Source organism: Xinfangfangia pollutisoli, assembly GCF_020179405.1.
GTDB lineage: Bacteria > Pseudomonadota > Alphaproteobacteria > Rhodobacterales > Rhodobacteraceae > Pseudogemmobacter > Pseudogemmobacter pollutisoli.
Map to the genome: position 1 here is coordinate 13,550 of NZ_JAICBZ010000043.1, position 21,127 is coordinate 34,676.

Annotated in this window: 20 protein-coding genes; 7 read left to right on the forward strand and 13 right to left on the reverse strand. The window is 68.1% G+C overall.

Annotated features, from left to right (window positions below):
- Positions 1–13: 13 nt before the first annotated feature.
- Complete coding sequence (locus K1Y73_RS13225; RefSeq protein ID WP_225028774.1) at positions 14–1,345, reverse strand: amidase; 1,332 nt, start codon at positions 1,343–1,345, stop codon at positions 14–16.
- Between the two features lie 112 nt (positions 1,346–1,457).
- Between K1Y73_RS13225 and K1Y73_RS13230 the strand changes: the two genes are divergently transcribed.
- Entirely contained in the window at positions 1,458–2,681 is a 1,224-nt protein-coding gene (locus K1Y73_RS13230; RefSeq protein ID WP_225028775.1) for an FAD-dependent monooxygenase, read from the forward strand.
- 19 nt (positions 2,682–2,700) lie between these two features.
- Here K1Y73_RS13230 and K1Y73_RS13235 read toward each other — a convergent pair whose 3' ends face one another.
- From K1Y73_RS13235 to K1Y73_RS13250, 4 genes are all read right to left on the reverse strand, one after another.
- A complete protein-coding gene (locus K1Y73_RS13235) occupies positions 2,701–2,907 on the reverse strand; it encodes a Trm112 family protein (protein WP_225028776.1) in 207 nt (68 codons plus the stop codon).
- A 55-nt stretch (positions 2,908–2,962) separates the two neighbouring features.
- The gene (locus tag K1Y73_RS13240) at positions 2,963–3,616 is read right to left on the reverse strand and encodes an LON peptidase substrate-binding domain-containing protein (RefSeq protein ID WP_225028777.1); all 654 of its coding nucleotides are present in this window, start codon (positions 3,614–3,616) and stop codon (positions 2,963–2,965) included.
- A gap of 11 nt (positions 3,617–3,627) precedes the next feature.
- Positions 3,628–4,539 (reverse strand): thioredoxin, encoded by a 912-nt coding sequence (gene trxA / locus K1Y73_RS13245; RefSeq protein ID WP_225028778.1) that lies wholly within the window; start codon positions 4,537–4,539, stop codon positions 3,628–3,630.
- Between the two features lie 85 nt (positions 4,540–4,624).
- Positions 4,625–5,227 (reverse strand): DNA-3-methyladenine glycosylase I, encoded by a 603-nt coding sequence (locus tag K1Y73_RS13250; RefSeq protein WP_225028779.1) that lies wholly within the window; start codon positions 5,225–5,227, stop codon positions 4,625–4,627.
- Positions 5,228–5,355: 128 nt separating this feature from the next.
- On the opposite strand from K1Y73_RS13250, the gene K1Y73_RS13255 reads away from it, so the two are divergent.
- The 3 genes from K1Y73_RS13255 (at position 5,356) to phbB (ending at position 8,364) form a co-directional block, all read left to right on the forward strand.
- Entirely contained in the window at positions 5,356–6,204 is an 849-nt protein-coding gene (locus K1Y73_RS13255) for an EAL domain-containing protein (protein WP_225028780.1), read from the forward strand.
- Positions 6,205–6,356: 152 nt separating this feature from the next.
- Positions 6,357–7,532, forward strand: a complete 1,176-nt coding sequence (locus tag K1Y73_RS13260; RefSeq protein WP_225028781.1) for an acetyl-CoA C-acetyltransferase — start codon at positions 6,357–6,359, stop codon at positions 7,530–7,532.
- Positions 7,533–7,638: 106 nt separating this feature from the next.
- The gene (gene phbB / locus K1Y73_RS13265; RefSeq protein ID WP_225028782.1) at positions 7,639–8,364 is read left to right on the forward strand and encodes an acetoacetyl-CoA reductase; all 726 of its coding nucleotides are present in this window, start codon (positions 7,639–7,641) and stop codon (positions 8,362–8,364) included.
- Positions 8,365–8,451: 87 nt separating this feature from the next.
- On the opposite strand, the gene K1Y73_RS13270 is transcribed toward phbB, so the two are convergent.
- The 6 genes from K1Y73_RS13270 to K1Y73_RS13295 form a co-directional block, all read right to left on the reverse strand.
- A complete protein-coding gene (locus K1Y73_RS13270; RefSeq protein ID WP_451923582.1) occupies positions 8,452–9,492 on the reverse strand; it encodes an endonuclease/exonuclease/phosphatase family protein in 1,041 nt (346 codons plus the stop codon).
- A 44-nt stretch (positions 9,493–9,536) separates the two neighbouring features.
- The gene (locus K1Y73_RS13275) at positions 9,537–10,358 is read right to left on the reverse strand and encodes a hypothetical protein (protein WP_225028783.1); all 822 of its coding nucleotides are present in this window, start codon (positions 10,356–10,358) and stop codon (positions 9,537–9,539) included.
- Between the two features lie 330 nt (positions 10,359–10,688).
- Positions 10,689–11,294, reverse strand: coding sequence for a 3-isopropylmalate dehydratase small subunit (gene leuD, locus K1Y73_RS13280; RefSeq protein WP_225028784.1), 606 nt, complete (start codon positions 11,292–11,294; stop codon positions 10,689–10,691).
- A gap of 4 nt (positions 11,295–11,298) precedes the next feature.
- Positions 11,299–12,975 (reverse strand): glycosyltransferase family 2 protein, encoded by a 1,677-nt coding sequence (locus K1Y73_RS13285; protein WP_225028785.1) that lies wholly within the window; start codon positions 12,973–12,975, stop codon positions 11,299–11,301.
- A gap of 89 nt (positions 12,976–13,064) precedes the next feature.
- A complete protein-coding gene (leuC, locus tag K1Y73_RS13290) occupies positions 13,065–14,483 on the reverse strand; it encodes a 3-isopropylmalate dehydratase large subunit (protein ID WP_225028786.1) in 1,419 nt (472 codons plus the stop codon).
- Positions 14,484–14,754: 271 nt separating this feature from the next.
- Positions 14,755–15,525, reverse strand: coding sequence for a sulfite exporter TauE/SafE family protein (locus tag K1Y73_RS13295; RefSeq protein WP_225028787.1), 771 nt, complete (start codon positions 15,523–15,525; stop codon positions 14,755–14,757).
- 91 nt (positions 15,526–15,616) lie between these two features.
- Here K1Y73_RS13295 and K1Y73_RS13300 point away from each other — a divergent pair, with 91 nt between their 5' ends.
- The 3 genes from K1Y73_RS13300 (at position 15,617) to K1Y73_RS13310 (ending at position 19,136) form a co-directional block, all read left to right on the forward strand.
- Positions 15,617–16,192, forward strand: a complete 576-nt coding sequence (locus tag K1Y73_RS13300) for a hypothetical protein (RefSeq protein ID WP_225028788.1) — start codon at positions 15,617–15,619, stop codon at positions 16,190–16,192.
- A 140-nt stretch (positions 16,193–16,332) separates the two neighbouring features.
- On the forward strand, positions 16,333–17,997 hold the full coding sequence (locus K1Y73_RS13305) for an acyl-CoA dehydrogenase family protein (RefSeq protein ID WP_225028789.1): 1,665 nt from the start codon (positions 16,333–16,335) through the stop codon (positions 17,995–17,997).
- A gap of 122 nt (positions 17,998–18,119) precedes the next feature.
- On the forward strand, positions 18,120–19,136 hold the full coding sequence (locus tag K1Y73_RS13310) for an NAD-dependent epimerase/dehydratase family protein (RefSeq protein ID WP_225028790.1): 1,017 nt from the start codon (positions 18,120–18,122) through the stop codon (positions 19,134–19,136).
- Positions 19,137–19,161: 25 nt separating this feature from the next.
- Here the strand turns inward: K1Y73_RS13310 and K1Y73_RS13315 are convergent, their stop codons facing one another.
- The gene (locus tag K1Y73_RS13315; RefSeq protein WP_225028791.1) at positions 19,162–20,385 is read right to left on the reverse strand and encodes an MFS transporter; all 1,224 of its coding nucleotides are present in this window, start codon (positions 20,383–20,385) and stop codon (positions 19,162–19,164) included.
- Between the two features lie 69 nt (positions 20,386–20,454).
- Positions 20,455–21,126 (reverse strand): DNA repair protein RecO, encoded by a 672-nt coding sequence (recO, locus tag K1Y73_RS13320; RefSeq protein WP_225028792.1) that lies wholly within the window; start codon positions 21,124–21,126, stop codon positions 20,455–20,457.
- Position 21,127 lies beyond the last annotated feature (1 nt).

The following is a 21,127-nucleotide window of genomic DNA, read 5'->3' on the forward strand; positions in this document are numbered from 1 at the left end:
CCGGGGCGTTCCGCTATTGCAAGGCCCGTTCGGCGGCGGCGCCCAGACGCAGCAGGCGCTGTTCTTCCAGGGGCGCGGCAAGCAGGGTGATCCCGCAGGACGGGTGCGATGTGGGCAGCGTCAGCGCGCAGCCGCCCATCATGTTGCCGATCCTTGTATTGCGCAGCGCCAGCAGGTTTTCGCCGACATAATAGTCGCGATCCGTCATCAGCCGTTCGGCATTGGGCGGCAGGATCGGCGAGGTGGGCAGGATCACCGCGTCGAAACCCGCGATCCGCGCCTGCCACTGCTGGCGCAGCACCGCCAGCCGGCGCCAGCCCGCGACATAGTCCATCGCCGGCACCGCGGCGCCCGAGCGGAAGCGTTCCAGGATCGGCGGGTACATCTTCTGCGGCGCGGCCTCGATCACCTCGCGCCAGATCCCGTAGGCTTCGGCGGTGAACAGGATCGCGGCCAGCTGCATCGCCTCGGTGATTTCCGGGGCGGTGATCCGGTCGATCCGGGCGCCCGCGCGCGACAGGCGGGTGCAGGCATCGTCAAAGCCCTTTGCCGGCGCGGCGCGCAGATCGTCCAAGGCCACGGTTTCCAGAACCGCCAGCCGCGCGCCCGAAACCGTCTCGGGGGCGGGGGCGTCGGGGCGGCGGCCTTCCAGCAGCGCCAGGATCAGGCTGCAATCCTCGACCGAATGGGCCAGCGGCCCGACCGTGTCGAAGCTTTCGCACAGCGGCACCACGCCCTGCAGCGACAGCCTTCCCGCGCTGGTCTTCAGCCCGACCAGATCGTTCCAGGCCGCCGGGATCCGCACCGATCCGCCGGTATCCGAGCCGATCGCCGCCGGCGCCAGGCCGAACGCCACCGAGGCCGCCGCGCCTGACGACGATCCGCCGGGCACGGCGGCGTCATCGTTCAGGCAGGGCGGCGTGGCGGTGACCGGGTTCAGCCCCAGGCCGGAAAAGGCCAGTTCCGACATATGGGTCTTGCCCAGGCAGACCGAGCCCATCAGCGTGGCCACCCGCAAGACCTGGGCATCGGCGACCGGCACGCGGCCCTTCAGCAGCGCCGATCCGGCCTCGGTCCCGTCGCCCGCGGTGTCGAACAGGTCTTTCCAGGACAGCGGCACCCCATCGAGCGGCCCCTTGCGGAAGCCCAGCTTGGCGCGGCTGGCCGCGCCCATCGCCTCGCCCCGGGCGCGGGTTTCGGTCATGCGGGCGTAGATGCGGGGGGCCAGCGGGTGTTCGGCGGCGCGGTCGAGAAAGGCCTCGGTCAGGGTGACCGGGTTGATCCGGCCGGCGCCGATCTCGCGGCCCAGTTCGGCCGCCGTCATGTGGAACCAGGTTCCGCTCATTCTGCCCCCGTCTGCTGCGCTGCGCGCGCCCCCGCGCGTTTCGCGCTTGCGGCGACGGTAGCGACTTGCCACCGCATGGACAATCCCGGGCGGCGGGCCTAGTGCTTGGACCATGGATACCGATGTTCTGATCGCAGGCGGCGGGCTGAACGGGCCGGCCCTGGCGCTGGCCCTGGCGCAGGGCGGGCTGCGCGTGACGGTGATCGACGCGCGGCCGGCGCCGGCCCGGGCCGAGGCGGGGTTCGACGGGCGCGCCTATGCGCTGGCCCTGGCCTCGCAGCGGCTTCTGGCGGCGGTGGGGCTGTGGGACGGGCTGCGCGACAGGGTGCAGCCGATCCTGACGGTCAAGGCCTCGGACGGCCATGCCGGCCAGGGCGCCGCGCCCTTCTTCCTGACCTTCGAGGCGGCCGAGATCGAGGAAGGCCCGATGGGCTATATGCTGGAGGACCGCTTCCTGTATGCGGCCTTCCTTGACGCGATGGAAGCGGCGCCGGGCGTGACGCTTCTGTCGGGTGAAAGCGTTGTGGCGCAAGAGGTTGGGCCTGCGGGCGTCACGGTGACGTTGGGGTCGGGCCGGCGGCTGAGCGGGCGGCTGCTGGTCGGCTGCGACGGGCGCGGCTCGGGCGTGGCGACGCGGGCCGGGATCCGCCGGCAGGGCTGGGGCTATGGCCAGACCGCTTTGGTGACCGCGATCCGGCACGAGAAGGACCATCAGGGCTGCGCGCAGCAATTCTTCATGCCGGCCGGGCCCCTGGCCATTCTGCCGCTGCCCGGCGGGCATCATTCCAGCATCGTCTGGAGCGAGACGGATGCCGCGGCGGCGCAGATCCAGGCGCTGGACGACGCAGCCTATCTGGCGGCGCTGCGGCCGCGTTTTGGCGATTTTCTGGGCGAGATCGCGCTGGCCGGAACCCGCTTCACCTATCCGCTGAGCCTGTCTTTGGCCGAGCGTTTCGTGGCGCCGCGGGTGGCGCTGGTGGGCGATGCGGCGCATGGCGTGCATCCGATCGCCGGGCAGGGGCTGAACCTGGGCCTGCGCGATGTGGCGGCCTTGGCCGAGGTGCTGATCACCGCGGCGCGGCGGGGCGAAGACATCGGCAGTGCCGTGCCGCTTGAGGAATACCAGCGCTGGCGGCGGTTCGATTCCACCGCGCTGGCCCTGGGGATGGACGCGGTCAACAAACTGTTTTCAAACGACAATCCCGTCCTGCGGCTGGGCCGCGATCTGGGGCTGGGCCTGGTGAACGCGCTGCCCGGGCTGCGCCGCCGGTTCATCCGCCAGGCGGCGGGGCTGGACGGCGAATTGCCGCGGCTGTTGCAGGGCAAGCCCGTCTGATCTGGCCGCCGGGGCGGCTTCAGTCGATCTGCCGCGCTTCCGAGACCAGCATGACCGGAATCCCGTCGCGGATCGGAAAGGCCAGATGCGCGGCTTTCGAGACCAGTTCCTGCGCGGCCTCGTCATAGCTCAGCACCGCGTGGGTCACCGGGCAGACCAGCGCTTCCAGCATGCGGCGGTCGAAAGGCGTGGTGGCGGGTGTGGTGGCGGTCGGGGTCTCGGTCATCATCTGGTCCTTGCGGCTTGTGCCGGCGGGGAAGGGGGGAAAGCGGCGCGGGCGGTCATTGGATCAGCCCCTCGGGCGTGCCGCCGCGCAGGGCGATTTCCAGAAGCGCCACCAGCGTCTCGCGCCGCGTGGTCAGGCTGGGCGCTTCCAGCAGCGCCTGTTTCTCTTCGGGATCGAAGGGCGCCAGCATCGAGATCGCATTGATCAGCAATTCGGGATCGGCCTCGCGCAAGCCGTCCCAATCGGTCGACAGGCTTTGCGCCGAGAAATAGCGCGCCAGCAGCGCCAGGAAGGCGGCGCGGTCGAAACCCGGATCATCTTCGGCCGGGCCCAGGTCGCGGGCGAAGTCCGCCCAGTCGACCAGGCAGCGCCGATAGGGGGCAAAGCCCTGCACTTCGTCGCGGATGCGAAAGCGCGACAGGCCGGTCAGGGTGATCATATAGCGCCCGTCTTCGGTTTCCTGAAAGGCGCTCAGCCGCCCGGCGCAGCCGATGGCCGACAGGCGCGGCTCGCCCGAGGGGGTGGGGGCGGGGCAGACCATGCCGATCAGCCGCTCGGGCGTCTTCAGGCAATCCTCGATCATCGCCAGATAGCGCGGCTCGAAGATATGCAGCGGCAGCCGGGCGCGCGGCAGCAACAGCGCGCCGGGCAGCGGGAAGACCGCCAGCGTCTCGGGCAGATCGGCGGCGGCGAAGGGGGGCCTGGGCATGCCCGGGCCCGTCAGGCGAAGATCATCGAGGACAGGCGGCGGCGGCCCTTCAGCACGATCGGATCCTGCGGCTTCAGCGCATCGAAGATCGTCATCAGCTGCGCCTTAGCGGCGCCTTCGTTCCATTCGCGATCGCGGCGGAACAGGTCCAGCAACTGATCCACCGCCTCTTCGACCTTGCCGGCGGCATTCAGCGCCACGGCCAGATCGAAGCGGGCCTGATGGTTCGAGGAATCGGCCTCGACCGCGGCGCGCAATTCGGCCTCGGGGCCGGCATTGGCAGCCTGGCGCGCCAGTTCGATCTGCGCCCGGGCGGCCTCGATTTCCTTGGCCTTGGCGATGGCGGCGGGGGCGGCGTTCAGGAAGGCCTCGGCCTGATCCAGGTTGCCCGCGGCGATGTGGCAGCGCGCAAGCCCGCCATAGGCGGCGGCATTTTCCGGCTCTTCGCCCAGGATCGCCGCGAAGGTTTCGGTCGCATCGGCCAGCGCGCCCTGCGCCAGCATCTCTTCGGCGGCGGCCAGCGCATCGGCCAGCCCGCCATCGCCGGCCAGCGCCGTCAGCTTGTCGACGAATTTCTTCACATCCGAGGCCGGCAGCGCGCCCTGGAACCCGTCGACCGGCTGGCCCTGCCAGAAGGCATAGACGGTCGGGATCGACTGGATGCGCAATTGCGCCGCGATGCGCTGGTTCTGGTCGACATCGACCTTCACCATCTTCACCTTGCCCTTGGCGGCGGTCACCGCCGCCTCAAGCGCCGGGCCCAACTGCTTGCAGGGGCCGCACCAGGTGGCCCAGAAATCGACGATGACCGGAACCTCGCGCGAGGCTTCGATCACGTCTTCCATGAAGGTCGCTTCGGTACCGTCCTTGATCAGGTCGCCGGTTGCGGGTGCCGGAGCGGGGGCTTCGCCAAGACCAAGCATGCTATCCTCATCCTCTGATGTCGCGCCCTATATGCGCCCTGAGCGCCGCTTCGCCAAGGGGGCGGGGCACAGGGCTTTGCGCCGCTCAGGCCTGGGACGCGCATTCGGCATGGGCGGGGCAATGGGTCATGTGGTCGTTGACCATGCCCACGGCCTGCATGAAGGCATAGGTGATGGTCGGGCCGCAGAACTTGAAGCCATGCGCCTTCAGGGCCTTGGCCATCGCCTCGCTTTCCGGGGTCTTGGTCGGCACTTCGGCCATGCTGGCAAAGCGGTTCTGCACCGGCGCGCCGCCGACGAAAGACCACAGGAAGGGCGAAAAGCCTTGTTCGGCCTCGATCTTCAGATAGGCGCGGGCCGAGGCGATCGTGCCCTCGATCTTGCCGCGATGGCGGATGATGCCGGGATCGGCCAGAAGGCGCTGGACGTGATCCTCGCCCCAGGTGGCGATCTGTTCGGGGTGGAAGCCCTGGAAGGCCGCGCGGAAATTCTCGCGCTTGCGCAGGATGGTGATCCAGCTGAGTCCGGCCTGGAACCCGTCGAGGATGAGCTTTTCCCACAGCGCGCGCGGGTCGCGTTCGGGCCTGCCCCAATCGGTATCGTGATAGGCGACATAAAGCGGGTCGGTGCCGCACCAGGTGCAGCGCCTTGCCGGGGCCGGGGCGTCGGTCATCGGGGTCTGGGTCATCGGTCTCTCGGCAAAATCGGGCAAATTCGACGCGCCTGTCGCGTGTTCAGCCGGGTTTTACCTTTGCCGGCCTATGCTGTCACCCGCAGCGATGGGGATGGGGTCAGGGCGGCAGTGGGACAGGTGGCATGAGCTTTCTGCGCGGGCCGGCGCGGCCCAGGTTCGAGATCGGCGCCGATGCGCCATCGCCGCTGGATGTCGCGGTCTATTCCGCCGACCGCGAGACGCTGGCCATGGTGCGCGCGGCGCTGGGATTGCGGCGGATGCGGCTGGCCTTCCAGCCGGCGGTCTATGCCGCCGATCCCTCGATCATCGGCTTTTACGAGGGCTATATCCGCATTCTCGACCCCGAGGACCGGGTGATCCCCGCCCGCGCCTTCATGGCGGTGGCCGAAACCCAGGAACTGGGGCGCGAAATCGACGTGGCGGCGCTGCAGCTGGGGCTGATGGCGCTGCAACGCCATCCGGGTCTGCGGGTGGCGGTGAACCTGTCGGCGCGCTCGGTCGGCTACAAGCCCTGGACCGACCTGCTGGCCCAGGCGCTGGCCAGCCATCCGGGCATCGGCAAGGGGCTGATTCTTGAGATCGGCGAGGAAAGCGCCATGCAGATGCCCGATGTTCTGATGCCCTTCATGGCGGATATGCGAAAGGCGCATATCGCCGTGACGCTGGACGATTTCGGCGCCGGCGTCACCTCGCTGTCGCTGCTGCAGGCCCTGCGGTTCGACATCGCCAAGCTGGACGGCCGGTTCACCCGCGGCATCGACCGCGATCCGACCCATCGCCCGCTGGTCCGTGCCGCGATTGCGATGGCCAAGGAATTCAACATGTTCCTGGTCGCCGAGGCGGTTGAAACCACGGGCGAGGCAACCTGGCTGCGCGATCAGGGCGTGGGTTGCCTGCAGGGCTATCTGTTCGGCGCGCCCGAGATGGCGCCCGACTTCTCGCGCTTCCGCCGCGGCCGCTCGGCCGGCTAGACGGCGGGCAGGGGCGGCGCCTCTCTGCCGCCTTGCGGCTTTCTGCGATGCATCTGACCTGTGTCAATTCGCTTGCGCGCGTAACTTGCGATTGTGACAGTGGGTCCGTAAGGCCAAGGCACGCAGGGCGCAGGCCCAAGGGAGAGGAACAGATGACCAATGTTGTAATCGTGGCGGCGGGACGCACCGCCGTTGGCAGCTTCAACGGCTCTTTCGCCAATACGCCGGCGCATGATCTGGGCGCGGCCGTGATCGAAGGCCTGGTGGCCCGCGCGGGCATCGACAAGGCGGAAGTCGAAGAGACCATTCTGGGTCAGGTGCTGACCGCCGGTCAGGGCCAGAACCCGGCGCGTCAGGCCGCGATCAAGGCCGGTCTGGCGAAAGAGGCCTCGGCCTGGGGGCTGAACCAGGTCTGCGGCTCGGGCCTGCGGGCGGTGGCGCTGGGCGCGCAACATGTGACGCTGGGCGATGCCAAGATCGTGGTCGCGGGCGGCCAGGAAAGCATGTCGCTGTCGCCCCATGTCGCGCATCTGCGCGCGGGCCAGAAGATGGGCGATCTGAACTTCATCGATTCGATGATCAAGGACGGGCTGTGGGACGCGTTCAACGGCTATCACATGGGGATCACGGCGGAAAACGTCGCGAACCAGTGGCAGATCAGCCGCGAGATGCAGGATGAATTCGCCGTGGCCAGCCAGAACAAGGCCGAAGCCGCGCAGAAGGCCGGCAAGTTCAAGGACGAGATCATCCCCTTCACCGTGAAGACCCGCAAGGGCGACACCGTGGTGGATGCCGACGAATACATCCGCCATGGCGCCACGCTGGACGCGATGCAGAAGCTGCGCCCGGCCTTCACCAAGGACGGCTCGGTCACCGCGGCCAATGCCAGCGGCCTGAATGACGGCGCCGCGGGCGTGATCCTGATGACCGAGGATGAGGCTGCCCGTCGCGGGCTGAAGCCCTTGGCGCGGATCGCCAGCTATGCGACCGCGGGGCTTGATCCCTCGATCATGGGCGTGGGCCCGATCTTCGCCAGCCGCAAGGCGCTGGACAAGGCCGGCTGGAAGGTTGGCGATCTGGATCTGGTCGAGGCGAACGAGGCTTTCGCGGCGCAGGCCTGCGCGGTGAACAAGGATATGGGCTGGGATCCGTCGATCGTGAACGTGAACGGCGGCGCCATCGCCATCGGCCACCCGATCGGCGCGTCGGGCGCGCGGATCCTGAACACGCTTCTGTTCGAAATGGGCCGCCGCGGCGCGAAGAAGGGCCTGGCGACGCTGTGCATCGGCGGCGGCATGGGCGTGGCCATGTGCCTGGAATCGGCCTGAGTCTTTGCCTCTGAGGAGAGGGTGAAAATCCGGCGCGCAATATTCTTGCGCGTCGGGGCTTTGGTGGGTAACAGGATTTCAAAGGGTTTCCGAAGGAGGAGGAATCATGGGACGGGTGGCACTTGTGACCGGGGGCTCGCGCGGGATCGGCGCGGCAATCTCGGTGGCGCTGAAGGCGGCGGGCTATTCGGTCGCCGCGAACTATGCCGGCAATGACGAAGCGGCGGCGGCCTTTACCAAGGAAACCGGCATCCCGACCTACAAATGGTCGGTGGCCGATTACGAGGCCTGTGCGGCGGGCATCAAGCAGGTCGAGGCCGATCTGGGCCCGGTCGACGTGCTGGTGAACAATGCCGGCATCACCCGCGATGCGATGTTCCACAAGATGACGCCGCAGCAGTGGAAAGAGGTGATGGATACCAACCTCTCGGGCCTGTTCAACATGACCCATCCGCTGTGGTCGGGCATGCGGGATCGCAAATTCGGCCGGGTGATCAACATCTCGTCGATCAACGGCCAGAAGGGTCAGGCCGGCCAGGCGAATTACTCGGCGGCGAAGGCGGGCGATCTGGGCTTCACCAAGGCGCTGGCCCAGGAAGGCGCGCGGGCCGGCATCACGGTGAACGCGATCTGCCCGGGCTATATCGGCACGGAAATGGTGCGCGCCATCGACGAGAAGGTGCTGAACGAGCGGATCATCCCGCAGATCCCGGTGGGCCGTCTGGGCGAGCCGGCCGAGATCGCGCGCTGCGTGGTCTTCCTGGCGGCAGAGGATGCGGGCTTCATCACGGGCGCGACGATCAGCGCCAATGGCGGGCAGTTCTTCGTCTGACGCTTGCGTGCGGCGGGCCCCGGCCCGCCGCCGATTTCTGCACAGAAATCGGGCCGGAGTTTTGAAAACTCCGGCATCGCCCGCCGCCTAGGGCGCGGGCAGGTCGATCTCAACCCAGACCGGAAAATGCCGCGAGGCGGCGGCCAGGTCCGCGGCCAGCGGCGCCTCGGGCGGCAGGCGCAGCACGCCCGCGCCGCGCAGGCGCAACTCGGCCGAGGGCAGGATCAGCTCGACCCGCAAGCCGCCGGTCTGCGGAAAGACGGCGGTGTCCAGCGCCGGATCGCCCGACTGGCCGGGATCGGCGGGCGCGAAACCGGCGGCGGGGCGGGGGTCTTGCAGATCGGGCCGGGCGAGAAGCGCGGCGATCGCGTCGCGCCGGCCGTCGCCATCGGCGGGGTCCAGATTGGCGGTGCCCAGCAATACGAAGGGCGCAGGCGGCGGGGGCAGGGCGGGCAGCCTGCCGTCCAGCAGCGCAAGCCAGAAGGCCGTCTCGTCATGGTTGCGCCGGCCGTTGCGATCCTCGGGCCCGTCAAAGACCGGCGGCGTCGCATGCCAGGCCAGAAGATCCAGCCGCCCGCCGCCGGGCAGGATCAGCGGCAGATCCCAATGGCCGGTGCTGGACAGGCGCTGGATCGCCCGCGCATTGGCCGGCATGTCGGGCGCCAGCAGCGCGCCGGGCAGATCGGCCCAGAGAAAGCCCGAGAAATCGCGCGCTGCGGCCGTGTCGACGGCAAGCCGCGACAACAGCAGCATGCCGCCCTGGCCGTAAAACCGGCCCCAGCCCTGTGCGTCGCCCGGGCCGCCGGCGCGCCCGTCGCCGTCAAGATCCAGCCCGGTCTGCAGCCCGGCATTCGGCGGGAAGGCAAAGCGATGCGGATAGGGGGCGCCCGCGGCCGCCAGCGCCTGGGCCAGAAGCCCGGCCGCCACCAGATCATGGTCGTAATCAAAGCCGGTCAGCAGCAGCACATCGGCATCCAGCGCCACCAGCACCCGCACCACCGCCGTCACCTGCGCATCCTTGCCGCCGGCAATGTCGCGCGCCAGAAGCCCGGGGCCGGCACGGTCCAGCTCGACATTCCACAGCGCCAGTTTCAGCGGCTCGGCCGCGGCGCGCCCGGCCGAAGCCAGGCCAAGCGCCTGGGCCAGGATCAGCGCAAGACCAAGGGCACGCCCTAGGCCGTGGCAAGCCGCGACGCGGGGGCGGCCTTCGCCGCACGTTTCGAGCGGATCATCGCGGCGATCCGGCCCATGGCCACGCCGCGCATCAGCAGGCTTGCGGGAAGGAAGGCCCATGCTGCCATCGTCCAGATCAGCGTTTGCGGGGAAGTCAGCGTCAGCGGCTCGAACCCGACCGAGGCCAGGCTGACCACGGCGGGGATCAGGAAGGGCAAAAGAAAGCCCAGGGACAGGTTGGCCCTGGCGTCGCGTTCCAGCCGGTCGATCACGTCGCCGCCGCCGGTGGGCTCGAAGGTCGGCAGGTTCACCCAGACGTTGAAGGCATGGTGGCGCGCGGGCCAGCCCTTCAGCTTCAGCACCAGGACGAAGATCGCCAGCGTGAACAGCGACAGGATATAGGCCGTGCCCGCGGCCGTGCGGACCGCCAGCATCTGCGCGGCCGAAGCGCCATCGGCCATCATCAATTCGGCCAGGCGCACCGGTGAATAGGGGAAATCCATCGCCTCGCCCAGCAGCATGCCCACCGCCTCGAACAGGCGGTTCATCGGCGTCGGGTCATCTTTCGCCGCGACGATGGCCGACAGCGCGAAGACGATCAGGAACAGCATGAGAAAGCGGATGCGGTTGAAGGGCGGCGCATCGCGGAATTCGACCAGGCTTGGATAGGTGGCATTGTATTCGGCAAAGGTCAGGGCGCCGCCGAACAGGGCGACAAGCGCGACCATCTGTTTGGTGTCGGCGCCAATGCCCGGCAGGATCACCGAAGGGGTGACGACCAGCATCATTACCAACAGGGCGCGCAGCAGCGCACCGGCCATGCGAGAGACCACTGCCGTTACGTCCTCCATCTGGACGGACACGGTACGTCGCCGCGCCCTTGTTCCAAAGATGTCCCGCACATTGTGGCGGATTGCCTCAATCTTGCCCAATTTGTGCCTTCTTTCGACCGCCGCCGCAATCCTTCGCCCATCGAAACACAAAAGCTGTGGCGCTTTCGAGGCAAAGGTGTTGCAGGATTGAAGCAAGCTGAACAGAAAAAACGACCGCCGCGGGCCAATTGGTCGCGGCGGTACAAGATGTTGTGGCGACTGGCTTTTCAGCCGCAAGGCCGCCTGCCGCGGGCCGGAAACCGGGCCAGGCCCGAGTCGTCAGGCCCAGGGATGCAGGCTGGCGTTCTTCTTTTCAAACGCGTCGATGGCCGAGGCCTTCTCCATCGTCAGGCCGATATCGTCCAGCCCGTTCAGCAGGCAGTGCTTCTTGAAGGCGTCGACTTCGAAGGCAAAGCTTTGCCCGTCCGAGGCGGTGACGGTCTGGTTTTCCAGATCGACGGTGATGCGGGCATTCTCGCCCTTTTCGGCATCCTTCATCAGGATCTCGACCGTCTCGGGCGGCAGCACGACCGGCAGGATGCCGTTCTTGAAGCAGTTGTTGTAGAAGATGTCGGCGAAGCTGGTCGAGATCACGCAGCGGATGCCGAAATCCAGAAGCGCCCAGGGCGCATGTTCGCGCGACGAGCCGCAGCCGAAATTGTCGCCCGCGACCAGGATCTGCGCCTTGCGGTATTGCGGCTTGTTCAGCACGAAATCCGCGATCTCCTGGCCGTCCTGGGTGTAGCGCATCTCGTCGAAGAGATTGACCCCCAGGCCCGAGCGCTTGATCGTCTTCAGGAACTGCTTGGGGATGATCATGTCGGTGTCGATATTGACCAGCGGCATGGGCGCCGCGATCCCGGTCAGGGTGGTGAACTTGTCCATGGTGTCAGCCCTTGGTCTTCGTGTTGCGTTTCAGGAACAGGGTTTCGTCGGTGCGGATATGGCCCGCATAGCCGGCTTCGGTCAGCCGCGCGATCAGATCGCCGTCGCGTTCGGCGCTGCGGTCCAGCAGCAGCAGGTCGGGCCAATGGCCCGCCTTGCGCAGGGGATCAAGAACCGAGGCCAGGATCGCCGCCTCCTGGCCGGTCTTGCCGATCCGCATCAGGCTGAGGCCGAAGCCCTGCGGGCTTGCCATCTCATCGGCCAGCGGATGCGGCGGCGCGTCGGCGTCGGCGTCTGCGGCGGGCAGGCCGGGCAGATAGGCGCGCAGCTCGATCGGGCGCAACCCGTTCCGTGCCAGGTTGCGCTGCAGACGGCGGCCGGCGGCCGGGTCGGGCTCGAAGGCGATGATCCGGGTGCCGGCGGCGGCGGTGGCGGCGATCTGCAGCGCCTGCAGGCCGGGCCCGGCGCCGATGTCATGCATCAACACCCTGCGGCCCTTCACCAGGCTGCGCAGCGCCTGCAGGTCGGCGGTCTGGAACGGTTCGCCCCGGGCGATGCGGCATTCGCCATAGCTAAGATCGGGCGCGACCCGCAGCGTCAGCCCGTCCCAGGTCACATCCGCCTCGAAGGCGCCGGTCTCGGGGTCGATGGCCAATGCGCCCAGGCGGTTGGGCCCGCCGAAGACCGCGGCGATCTTGTCGGCCAGCCACAGGTTGCAGCGCAACAGCGCGTCATGCTTGCGAAGGATGCGCTTGTCGGGCCCGTAGGTGCAGACCTTTTCCCAGAAGGCGCGCAGGCCGGCTTCGCCTTCGCCGTCCTTCAGGGCCTGCAGGGCGAAGAACAGATTGTCCTCTTCGCCGCTGCCGCGCTGGAACTTGGCGATATAGGCGCCCGAGGACAGGCGCCGCTCCAGATGGGCGCGCCAATGGTCCCAGTCGCCGCCGTGAAAATGCAAAAGCCGCGCCGCGCCGGTGTCTTCGGCCTGGGCGCGCTGCCCGTCCTGCATCGGGGCATGGATGCGCATCTCGATGCCGGAAAGGCCGGTGCGCACGAAATGCTTGCCGGCGGTATGGGACAGCATTCCCTGCGGGATCGCCTTGTAGAAGCGCCCATACAGTGCCTTGGCGGCGACGCGGCCCTTGCGCAGCCGCGGCAGGGCGCCGTGGAAATAGTGGTCGGGCCGGCCGTTCTCGGCGGCCTTGCGGTAATGCAGCGCCTCGAACGGGGCCAGGCGCAGCACGTCGCCCGAGACCCCGGCCAGCAGCGTGGACATGGGCAGGTCGGCCTGCACCATCTCGTCGGCATCGAGATGGATGATCCAGTCGGCCCGGGTCAGGCCATAGGCCTGCATCGCATTGGCCTTCTGCCGGCTTTCATGCGTGCCGGCCTTGCCCGAATGAACTGCCTTATGCGCCTCGGTGCAGCGCACCACCCGCACTTGCGGGATCGGCTCGACCAGGGCGATCGCGGGATCTTCGGGATCGTCGAAATAAAGCCAGATCTCGGAGGCGCCCAGAAAGACATGCTGGGCGACAAAGGCCTGTACCCGTTCGGGCGGCTCGCGCAGCGTGGTGACGGTGGCCCAGCTGGGCGCGGCCGCCGGAAGGGTCAGGGCGGCAGGCGCCGCCTTGACCGGAAAGTCTGACGCGTCATCGGACCGCGCGGTCGCCAAGCCAGCCATGCTTCACCCTTGCACCCAAACCCCAGGGTCCTGCGACCCTGAGGCAGTGTCCGCCTGGAACCCTTTCGGGGCAAGGGCGAAGGCGTGGCTCATGCCTGGGCCATCATCTCGCGCACATCGGTCAGATGGCCGGTGATCGCCGCCGCCGCCGCCATGGCGGGCGACATCAGATGCGTGCGGCCACCGCGGCCCTGACGGCCCTCGAAATTGCGGTTCGAGGTGGCGGCGCAGCGTTCGCCCGGCGACAGCTGGTCGGGGTTCATGGCCAGGCACATGGAACAGCCGGCCAGACGCCATTCGAAACCCGCGTCGAGGAAGATCTGGGCCAGGCCCTCTTCCTCGGCCTGGGCGCGCACAAGGCCCGAGCCGGGAACGACCATGGCGCGCATGCCGTCCTTGATCTTCTTGCCCTTCAGGATCGCCGCCGCGGCGCGCAGATCCTCGATCCGGCCATTGGTGCAGGAGCCGATGAAGACCGTGTCGATCTTGATATCGGTCAGCTTCATGCCGGGGGTCAGGCCCATGTAATCCAGGCTGCGCTGCGCGGCCTCGACCTTGCCGCCATGGAAATCCGACGCGGCGGGCACGGTGCCGGTGATCGGCAGCACGTCTTCGGGGCTGGTGCCCCAGGTGACGACGGGGGCGATGTCTTCGCCCTTCAGCGTCACGACTTTGTCGAAATGCGCGCCTTCATCGGTGAAGAGCGTCTTCCAATAGGCCAGCGCGGCTTCCCACTTGGCGCCTTTCGGCGCATGCGGGCGGCCCATCACATAGGCAAAGGTCTTTTCGTCCGGCGCGATCAGGCCGGCGCGGGCGCCGCCTTCGATCGCCATGTTGCAGACGGTCATCCGGCCTTCCATGGAAAGCTCGCGGATCGCCTGGCCGCAATATTCGATGACATAGCCGGTGCCGCCCGCGGTGCCGGTGGCGCCGATGACCGAGAGGGTGATGTCCTTGGCGGTGACGCCGGGGCGCAGGCTGCCCGTGATCTCCACCTTCATGTTCTTCGACTTTTTCTGGATCAGCGTCTGCGTGGCCAGAACATGTTCCACTTCAGACGTGCCGATGCCATGCGCCAGCGCCCCGAAAGCGCCGTGGGTGGCGGTGTGGCTGTCGCCGCAGACCACGGTCATGCCCGGCAGGGTCCAGCCCTGTTCCGGCCCGACGATATGCACGATGCCCTGGCGCACGTCGGAGACGGGATAGTAGTTGATCCCGAAATCCTTGGCGTTCTTGTCCAGCGCTTCGACCTGGATGCGGCTGTCCTCGGTCATCGTGGCCGCATTGGCGCGGTCCAGCGTGGTGGGCACGTTGTGGTCGGGCACGGCGATGGTCTTTTCCGGGGCGCGCACCTTGCGGCCAGCCATGCGCAGGCCTTCGAAGGCCTGCGGGCTGGTGACTTCATGCACCAGATGGCGGTCGATATAGAGAATGCAGGTCCCGTCTTCGGACGTGTCGACGACGTGGTCGTCCCAGATCTTGTCGTAAAGCGTGCGCGGAGCGGTCATGGCGCTGGTCCTTGGCTGTCGCTGTGGAAGGCTGAGGGGATGCGCGGAGAAACGCCCGCGCGGGCGGGGCACCGTCAGGAAAGGCGGGCGAGGATCGTGCGGGTCATGCCGAAGAAGCGCGCGGGCAGGCGCGCGTGATCGGTGATGTTGAAGTAGATGAACCCGTCCATGAGCGATGGATGTACGCCGAGTCCCGCCGCAATGCAACTGTCGCGCCGGGGCGGCGTGGCCGCGGGGCAACGGTCGCGCGTGGTGCGCGGGCGGGCGCGCCTCAGTCCCAGAAGGCCTGGCGGATCAGGTTCAGCCCGCTCAGCACCAGCAGGCCTTGCGTCCAGCGCCGGAAGCGGGCCTGGTCCAGCCGGTCCTGCACCCGGTAACCGGCCCACATGCCCGCCATGGCGGCCGGCACCAGCAGCGCCGAGAACCACAGCCGCGGCCCCTGCATCAGCCCGGTGCCCAGATGCGCCGCCAGAAGTGCGATGGCGCCGATCAGGAACACCACGCCCTGCGCCCGCACCGCCTGGACCTTGGGCACGTTGGTCGACAGCAGATAGACCAGAAGCGGCGGGCCCCAGATCCCCGAGATGCCGCCATACAGGCCTCCGATCACGCCCAGGATCCATTCGGCGCGGGCGCGATGTTCCAGTTTCAGCGCCAAGGGCAGGCCCAGAAGCTGCGCGCCGGCGAAAGCCGTGACCGGCACGCCCAGCATCAGCAGATAGCCCATGCGCGGGATCAGCCAGAACAGCTGCGCCGACAGAAGGATGAAGACCACGGTGCCGATCAGGAAGCGGCGATAGTCGCGCGCGGTCTGCACCGCCGGCGCCCAGCCCTGGCGGAAGGCCTGGCTGAGGTTGGTGAACAGCGTCGGCAGGATCAGCCCGGCCAGCGCCACATCGGCGGGCAGGAAGGCCGAAAAGGCCGAGACCATGATCAGGGGCATGGCAAAGCCCACCGCGCCCTTGACGAAGCCCGCGAACAAAACCACCGCCACGGCCAGGCCCAGCTGGGTTGCCGTCAGATCGCCAAACAGGAATTCCATACCGCCCTCGGTCCAGTCTGTTTCCTGATCGCAGAGGTTTTGCGCCGGGGGAAGGCTTGAGCCGCTGGCGCGCGCATGTTTTCATCGCCCGATGCATGCGCTTCGCACCCTGACCCGCCAAACCTGTCTGTCCCTTGCCCTTCTGGGCGCGCTTCTGGGGGGCCCTCTGGCCGCGCCCGCGGCGGCGGGCCCCGGCGCCGAGCCGGTGGCGCCGGTCAAGCTGCCCGAGATCGCGGTGCTGGAACTGGGCGTCTTCTGCGCCTGGCAGCAGATGGAACGCGCCCCGGCACCCGGCACCGCGACCGGCTGGATCCATGTGCCGCTGGATGCGATCGACTTCACCTGGAAGGACCAGCAGGTCGTGCCGGCGGTGATCGGCATGGGGTTCGGCATCAAGGCCACCGGCGCCAAGGGCTTTGAAACCGCGGTGGGCGAGGTGAAGGTCTGGCGCCCGGGCCGCAAGACGCCCGAGACCTGGGCCTCGGACATCACCGATTTCGGCCCGACCCTGGCCTTCTTCCGCTTCGACGAGGCCTCGGAATTGCTGCCCGGCACCTGGGTGATCGAGGGCTGGGACCGCGACAGGATGCTGTATCGGGTGGAATTCCTGGTGGTGCCGGCCGCCACGCTGCCCGGCATGGCCGGGGCCTGCGACGCCACATCGTGACCGGACCCCGGGCTGAAAATCGGACGCGACATATTCATTCGTGATTGTCGCGTCGTGCGAAAGGATATTGCGCTGCGGTCGCGAAGGGTTTACGCCTCGCAGGTGCAGAATCCTGTCCGTTTCCAGCCCGGAGTGCCCCGATGCCGCATGATGGTCCGCCCCAATCCGTTTCCCTGCTGCTTCCCGGCCTGAAGGGCCTGACCGAGGCGGCCCTGCCCGAGCTGTCGGCGCTGTTCGATGCGGCCAAGGCGGGTCTGGCCGCGCGGGTGACGCGGGGCGGCAAGATCAGCGCCGCGGCGCTGGAGGAACACCAATTCGCCGCGCATGCGCTGTCCTGGCTGGCCACCTATGTCGAGGCGCTGCGCCAGCTGGATGCCTGGGCGGGGCGGTTGCGCGACGCGGGCAGCTTTGGCGAGATCGAGGCGCTGATCCTGCAGATCGGCTTTGGCGAATATCTGAACCAGATCGCCGGCGGCATCCCGATGAGCCAGGGCGAAATCGCACGGCTCGCCGATCTGGACCAAAGCTGGACCCCGGGCGAGGCGGCGCAGGCGCTGATGGCGGGGGGCAATACCCCGGCCGTGCGCGACCGGCTGGTGGCCCTGATGCGCGACAACCACGGTCGCGCCACCTTCGGCGCCACCGGGCTGGACGAAGAGCTGGAGATGATCCGCGACCAGTTCCGCCGCTATGCGGATGAAAAGGTGATTCCGGTCGCGCATGACTGGCACCTGAAGGACGAGCTGATCCCGATGGAGGTGATCCGCGAGCTGGCGGAAATGGGCGTCTTCGGCCTGACCATCCCCGAGGAATTCGGCGGCTTCGGCCTGTCCAAGGCCTCGATGGTGGTGGTGTCGGAAGAACTGTCGCGCGGCTATATCGGCGTCGGATCGCTGGGCACGCGGTCGGAAATCGCGGCCGAGCTGATCCTGACCGGCGGCACGCCCGAACAGAAGGCGCAGTGGCTGCCGAAGCTGGCAAGCGGTGAGATCCTGCCGACGGCGGTGTTCACCGAACCGAACACCGGCTCGGACCTGGGGTCGCTGCGCACCCGCGCCACCCGCACCGAAGACGGCTGGGAAGTGACCGGCAACAAGACCTGGATCACCCATGCCGCGCGCACCCATGTGATGACGCTTCTGGCCCGGACCGACCCCGACACCACCGACTGGCGCGGGCTGTCGATGTTCCTGGCCGAGAAGACCCCGGGCACCGATGCCGATCCCTTCCCGACCCCGGGCATGACCGGCGGCGAGATCGAGGTGCTGGGCTATCGGGGCATGAAGGAATACGAGCTGGGCTTCGACCGGTTCAAGGTGAAGGCGGAAAACCTTCTGGGCGGCCAGCCCGGGCAGGGTTTCAAGCAGCTGATGCAGACCTTCGAAAGCGCCCGGATCCAGACCGGCGCGCGGGCGATCGGGGTTGCGCAATCGGCGCTGGAAACCGGGCTGCAATATGCCGAAGAGCGCCGGCAATTCGGCAAGCCGCTGGTGGAATTTCCGCGGATCGCCGGGAAACTGGCGATGATGGCGGTCGAGGTGATGATCGCGCGGCAGCTGACCTATTTCAGCGCCTGGCAAAAGGATCATGACAAGCGCTGCGATCTGGAAGCGGGCATGGCCAAGCTGCTGGGCGCGCGAATCGCCTGGGCCGCGGCCGATAACGCCTTGCAGATTCACGGTGGCAACGGCTTTGCGCTGGAATACCGAATCAGTCGGATACTGTGTGATGCGCGCATCTTAAATATTTTTGAAGGTGCGGCTGAGATTCAAGCGCAGGTGATCGCCAGACGCTTGTTGGACTGACATTCGACAGCCGGGCCGAAGCGCAATGGCAAAAACCCGACACCGCGCAATTCACTTTTGGTTGAACAGGCACGGTCGGTAACGGATGGTTGGCGCACGATCTGAATCTGACCAGGCTGACCATGACCGAGACAATCGTCTTAACCGGGATATCCGGTTTCATTGCCAAACATATCGCGCTGTCGGCGCTGAACAGGGGGCATCATCTGCGCGGCACGCTGCGCGACATGACCCGCGCCGACGAGGTGCGCGACGCGCTGCGTCCGGGCCTTGCCGACCCGTCGGCGCTGGACCGGCTGAGCTTCTATCCGGCCGATCTGGAACAGGATGCCGGCTGGGACGCGGCCTTCGACGGCGCGACGGCGCTGATCCACTGCGCCTCGCCCTTTCCGCTTGCACAGCCGGAAGATGAAATGGACCTGATTCACCCCGCGGTCGACGGCACGGCCAGGGTGATGCGGGCGGCCGCGGCGGCGGGGGTGAGACGGGTGGTCCTCACCTCTTCCACCGTGGCGGTTCTGGACGATGCCAAGGATGGCATCCAGGACGAAGAGGATTGGTGCGATCCGTCTTCGCCTGCGACCACGCCCTATGCCCGGTCGAAGACGCTTGCGGAACGGGCCGCCTGGGCGCTGGCCTCGGATCTGGGCCTGGCGCTGACCGTGGTCAATCCGGGCCTGGTGGCGGGCCCGCCGCTGGACCGGCATTACGGCAGCTCGCTGCGGCTGATCGAGCGGATCCTGAAGGGGCGCGACCGGATGCTGCCCGACATGGGCTTTCCGGTGGTCGATGTGCGCGATGTGGCCGAGATGCATCTGCGCGCGCTGGAACGCCCCGCGACCGAGGGGCGGCGCTACATCGCCTCGGCCGGGTCGATGACCCTGGTTGAGATCGGGCGGCTGTTCAAGGATGCCTGGCCGACCCAGCGCATTCCCACAAAGGTGGCGCCGCATGCGCTGGTCCGGCTGCTTGCGACCTTCAACCCCGATCTGCGGGCGATCCTGCCCAAGCTGGGCCGGCTGGACCGGGTCTCAAGCCGGCGCGCGCAGGCCGAAATGGACATGGCCTTCATCCCGGCGGCCGCGTCGATGAAGGCCAGCGCGACCTGGCTGATCAAGGTCGGCTGGATCTGGGCCTGAGCCTGGCGCCCGCCTGACCTTCGGGTCAGGCGGCCTCGCCGCCATGCGAGGGGCGCAGCACGCCCAGCCGCGGGTGCAGCTTGCCGGCGATCATCCAGCTGGCCAGAAGCCCCGCCGCGCTGGCGGCGAAGATCCCCGGCAGCGGCAGCAGAAACAGCACGATCCAGGCCGCCCCCGGCGTCAGGATGCCCGAGACATCGCGGAAGCTGGAATAGACCGCGCTCATCTCGGTGCGCTCGGACGGTTTGACCGACATCAGGAAGGGCAGGCCGCCCACCACGTCCAGCATGACCAGGAAGAAGGACGAGCCGAAGCACAGAAGCACCGTCGCCCAGGGCAGCATCGACAGAAGTGCAGCACCCCCCATCAGGGCCGCGCAGGCGGCGAAGGCCAGCCGGACCGAGCGGCGGACCGACAGGCCGCGGGCGAAGCGGTTGATCTGCGGGGCGACGAACAGGAAGGTGTTCGACAGCGACAGGGCGATGCCCGCGACCTTGTCGCCCAGGCCCGCCTCGACGCAGAAGATCGGCAGATAGACGATATAGACCCACCAGCCGCAGCTGCGCATGACGGCGAAGAACCAGCCGGCGATCAGCCGGGGCTGGCGAAAGAACCGGCCCAGATAGCCCAGCGGATTGACGGCGGGCCCGCGCGCGCGGCTGATCTGCTTGCCATTGCCCAGGCGCAGCACCCAGAACACCGCCAGCAGGGCCAGGGCGAAGGCGCCGGCCACCAGGAAGGGCGCGGGTGTCCACAGATGCAGCAGCGCCACCCCCGCCATCGGCCCGGCCGACCAGGGCAGGGCGGCATACAGCATCTGCACCGACTGGCTGCGCCCCAGATTCTCGCGCGTGACATAGTCCAGCACATAGGCGTTGAAGCAGACAAAGATCGTCGCCGTCGCCATGCCGTTGCAGATCAGCCCCAGATGCACCCCCAGGCTGCTGCCCTGAATGGCCAGCGCCATGCCGGCCAGGTAGAACAGGCAGCCCGCCGTATAGACCCAGCGCCGCGGCACATAGCGGGTGACCCAGGGCAGCATCAGCCCGGTCACCAGCGCCACGATCCCGGTGGCCAGATAGGCCAGCGACACCGCCTGGGCCGAGCCGAGCCTGTCGTACAGATACAGCGGCATCGCGCTGATCATCGTGCCGCGGACCGCGGCATCAAGCCCGGCGAGAATGGCGAAATGTTCGATCTGCGGCGTCGCGCTGTGCTTCAGCGCCAGCGGAATGTAACGAAGGGCCATGGCCCATGGACAGGGAAAGCGCGGGCGGCGTCTGCCCGAAAGCCGACATGAACCGGTCGTTTCGCGCCGTCAGGCCGGCGCGGCAGGGCTGCGGGCGACCAGGTCGATCAGCCGGCCCCGCGCTTCGGGCAGGGCGCGGCCCGATTGGGTCTCGGCCAGTTCGCGGGTCAGGAAATGCGTGGTGATCGCAAGGCCCTGGACCAGCGCCTGACGGTCAAGGGCCGCGCCGCCGGCCAGGCCCTGCGGCAGGGGAAAAAGCTTTTCAGCCCATGTCCCGGCCCCGGCGCGGCTGACCGCGCGGCCGGTGCGCGGGCTGACATAGGCCAGATCGGTGACGGCGCCGGTCACGGCGCAGGCCGTCAGGTCCAGCCCGTAGCCCAGCTCCTCCAGCAGCCGCACTTCCCAGCGCAGATAGGCCGAGGGCCAGTCGCCTTCGCCCAACCCGTCCAGCAGGGTCAGCGTGGCCTGCCACAGCGCCGGATGGGCGGCGCGCTCGGGCAGGGTGGCCACCAGCAGCGCGCAGACCGCGCCCAGCCCCGCCAGCGCCATCCGGTCGCCCATCACATGGGCGCGGCTTTTCAGCGGGTCGACGGTGAAGGCGCCGACATGCTCGGACAGCCGCGCCCGCCAGGTCAGCGCGACCTGGGTGCCGGGCTGCAGATGCGCCGCCTGCCGCCGCGAGGCGCCGCCGCGCACCACGCCCGCATGGCGGCCATGCGCGCGGGTGAAGGTCTCGATGATC

Excerpts from the sequence above, each read along its gene's own strand:
- K1Y73_RS13225 (WP_225028774.1), bottom strand. The coding sequence starts at position 1,345 with ATGAGCGGAACCTGGTTCCACATGACGGCGGCCGAACTGGGCCGCGAG.
- K1Y73_RS13230 (WP_225028775.1), top strand. The coding sequence starts at position 1,458 with ATGGATACCGATGTTCTGATCGCAGGCGGCGGGCTGAACGGGCCGGCC.
- K1Y73_RS13235 (WP_225028776.1), bottom strand. The coding sequence starts at position 2,907 with ATGACCGAGACCCCGACCGCCACCACACCCGCCACCACGCCTTTCGAC.
- K1Y73_RS13240 (WP_225028777.1), bottom strand. The coding sequence starts at position 3,616 with ATGCCCAGGCCCCCCTTCGCCGCCGCCGATCTGCCCGAGACGCTGGCG.
- trxA (WP_225028778.1), bottom strand. The coding sequence starts at position 4,539 with ATGCTTGGTCTTGGCGAAGCCCCCGCTCCGGCACCCGCAACCGGCGAC.
- K1Y73_RS13250 (WP_225028779.1), bottom strand. The coding sequence starts at position 5,227 with ATGACCCAGACCCCGATGACCGACGCCCCGGCCCCGGCAAGGCGCTGC.
- K1Y73_RS13255 (WP_225028780.1), top strand. The coding sequence starts at position 5,356 with ATGAGCTTTCTGCGCGGGCCGGCGCGGCCCAGGTTCGAGATCGGCGCC.
- K1Y73_RS13260 (WP_225028781.1), top strand. The coding sequence starts at position 6,357 with ATGACCAATGTTGTAATCGTGGCGGCGGGACGCACCGCCGTTGGCAGC.
- phbB (WP_225028782.1), top strand. The coding sequence starts at position 7,639 with ATGGGACGGGTGGCACTTGTGACCGGGGGCTCGCGCGGGATCGGCGCG.
- K1Y73_RS13275 (WP_225028783.1), bottom strand. The coding sequence starts at position 10,358 with ATGGCCGGTGCGCTGCTGCGCGCCCTGTTGGTAATGATGCTGGTCGTC.
- leuD (WP_225028784.1), bottom strand. The coding sequence starts at position 11,294 with ATGGACAAGTTCACCACCCTGACCGGGATCGCGGCGCCCATGCCGCTG.
- K1Y73_RS13285 (WP_225028785.1), bottom strand. The coding sequence starts at position 12,975 with ATGGCTGGCTTGGCGACCGCGCGGTCCGATGACGCGTCAGACTTTCCG.
- leuC (WP_225028786.1), bottom strand. The coding sequence starts at position 14,483 with ATGACCGCTCCGCGCACGCTTTACGACAAGATCTGGGACGACCACGTC.
- K1Y73_RS13295 (WP_225028787.1), bottom strand. The coding sequence starts at position 15,525 with ATGGAATTCCTGTTTGGCGATCTGACGGCAACCCAGCTGGGCCTGGCC.
- K1Y73_RS13300 (WP_225028788.1), top strand. The coding sequence starts at position 15,617 with ATGCATGCGCTTCGCACCCTGACCCGCCAAACCTGTCTGTCCCTTGCC.
- K1Y73_RS13305 (WP_225028789.1), top strand. The coding sequence starts at position 16,333 with ATGCCGCATGATGGTCCGCCCCAATCCGTTTCCCTGCTGCTTCCCGGC.
- K1Y73_RS13310 (WP_225028790.1), top strand. The coding sequence starts at position 18,120 with ATGACCGAGACAATCGTCTTAACCGGGATATCCGGTTTCATTGCCAAA.
- K1Y73_RS13315 (WP_225028791.1), bottom strand. The coding sequence starts at position 20,385 with ATGGCCCTTCGTTACATTCCGCTGGCGCTGAAGCACAGCGCGACGCCG.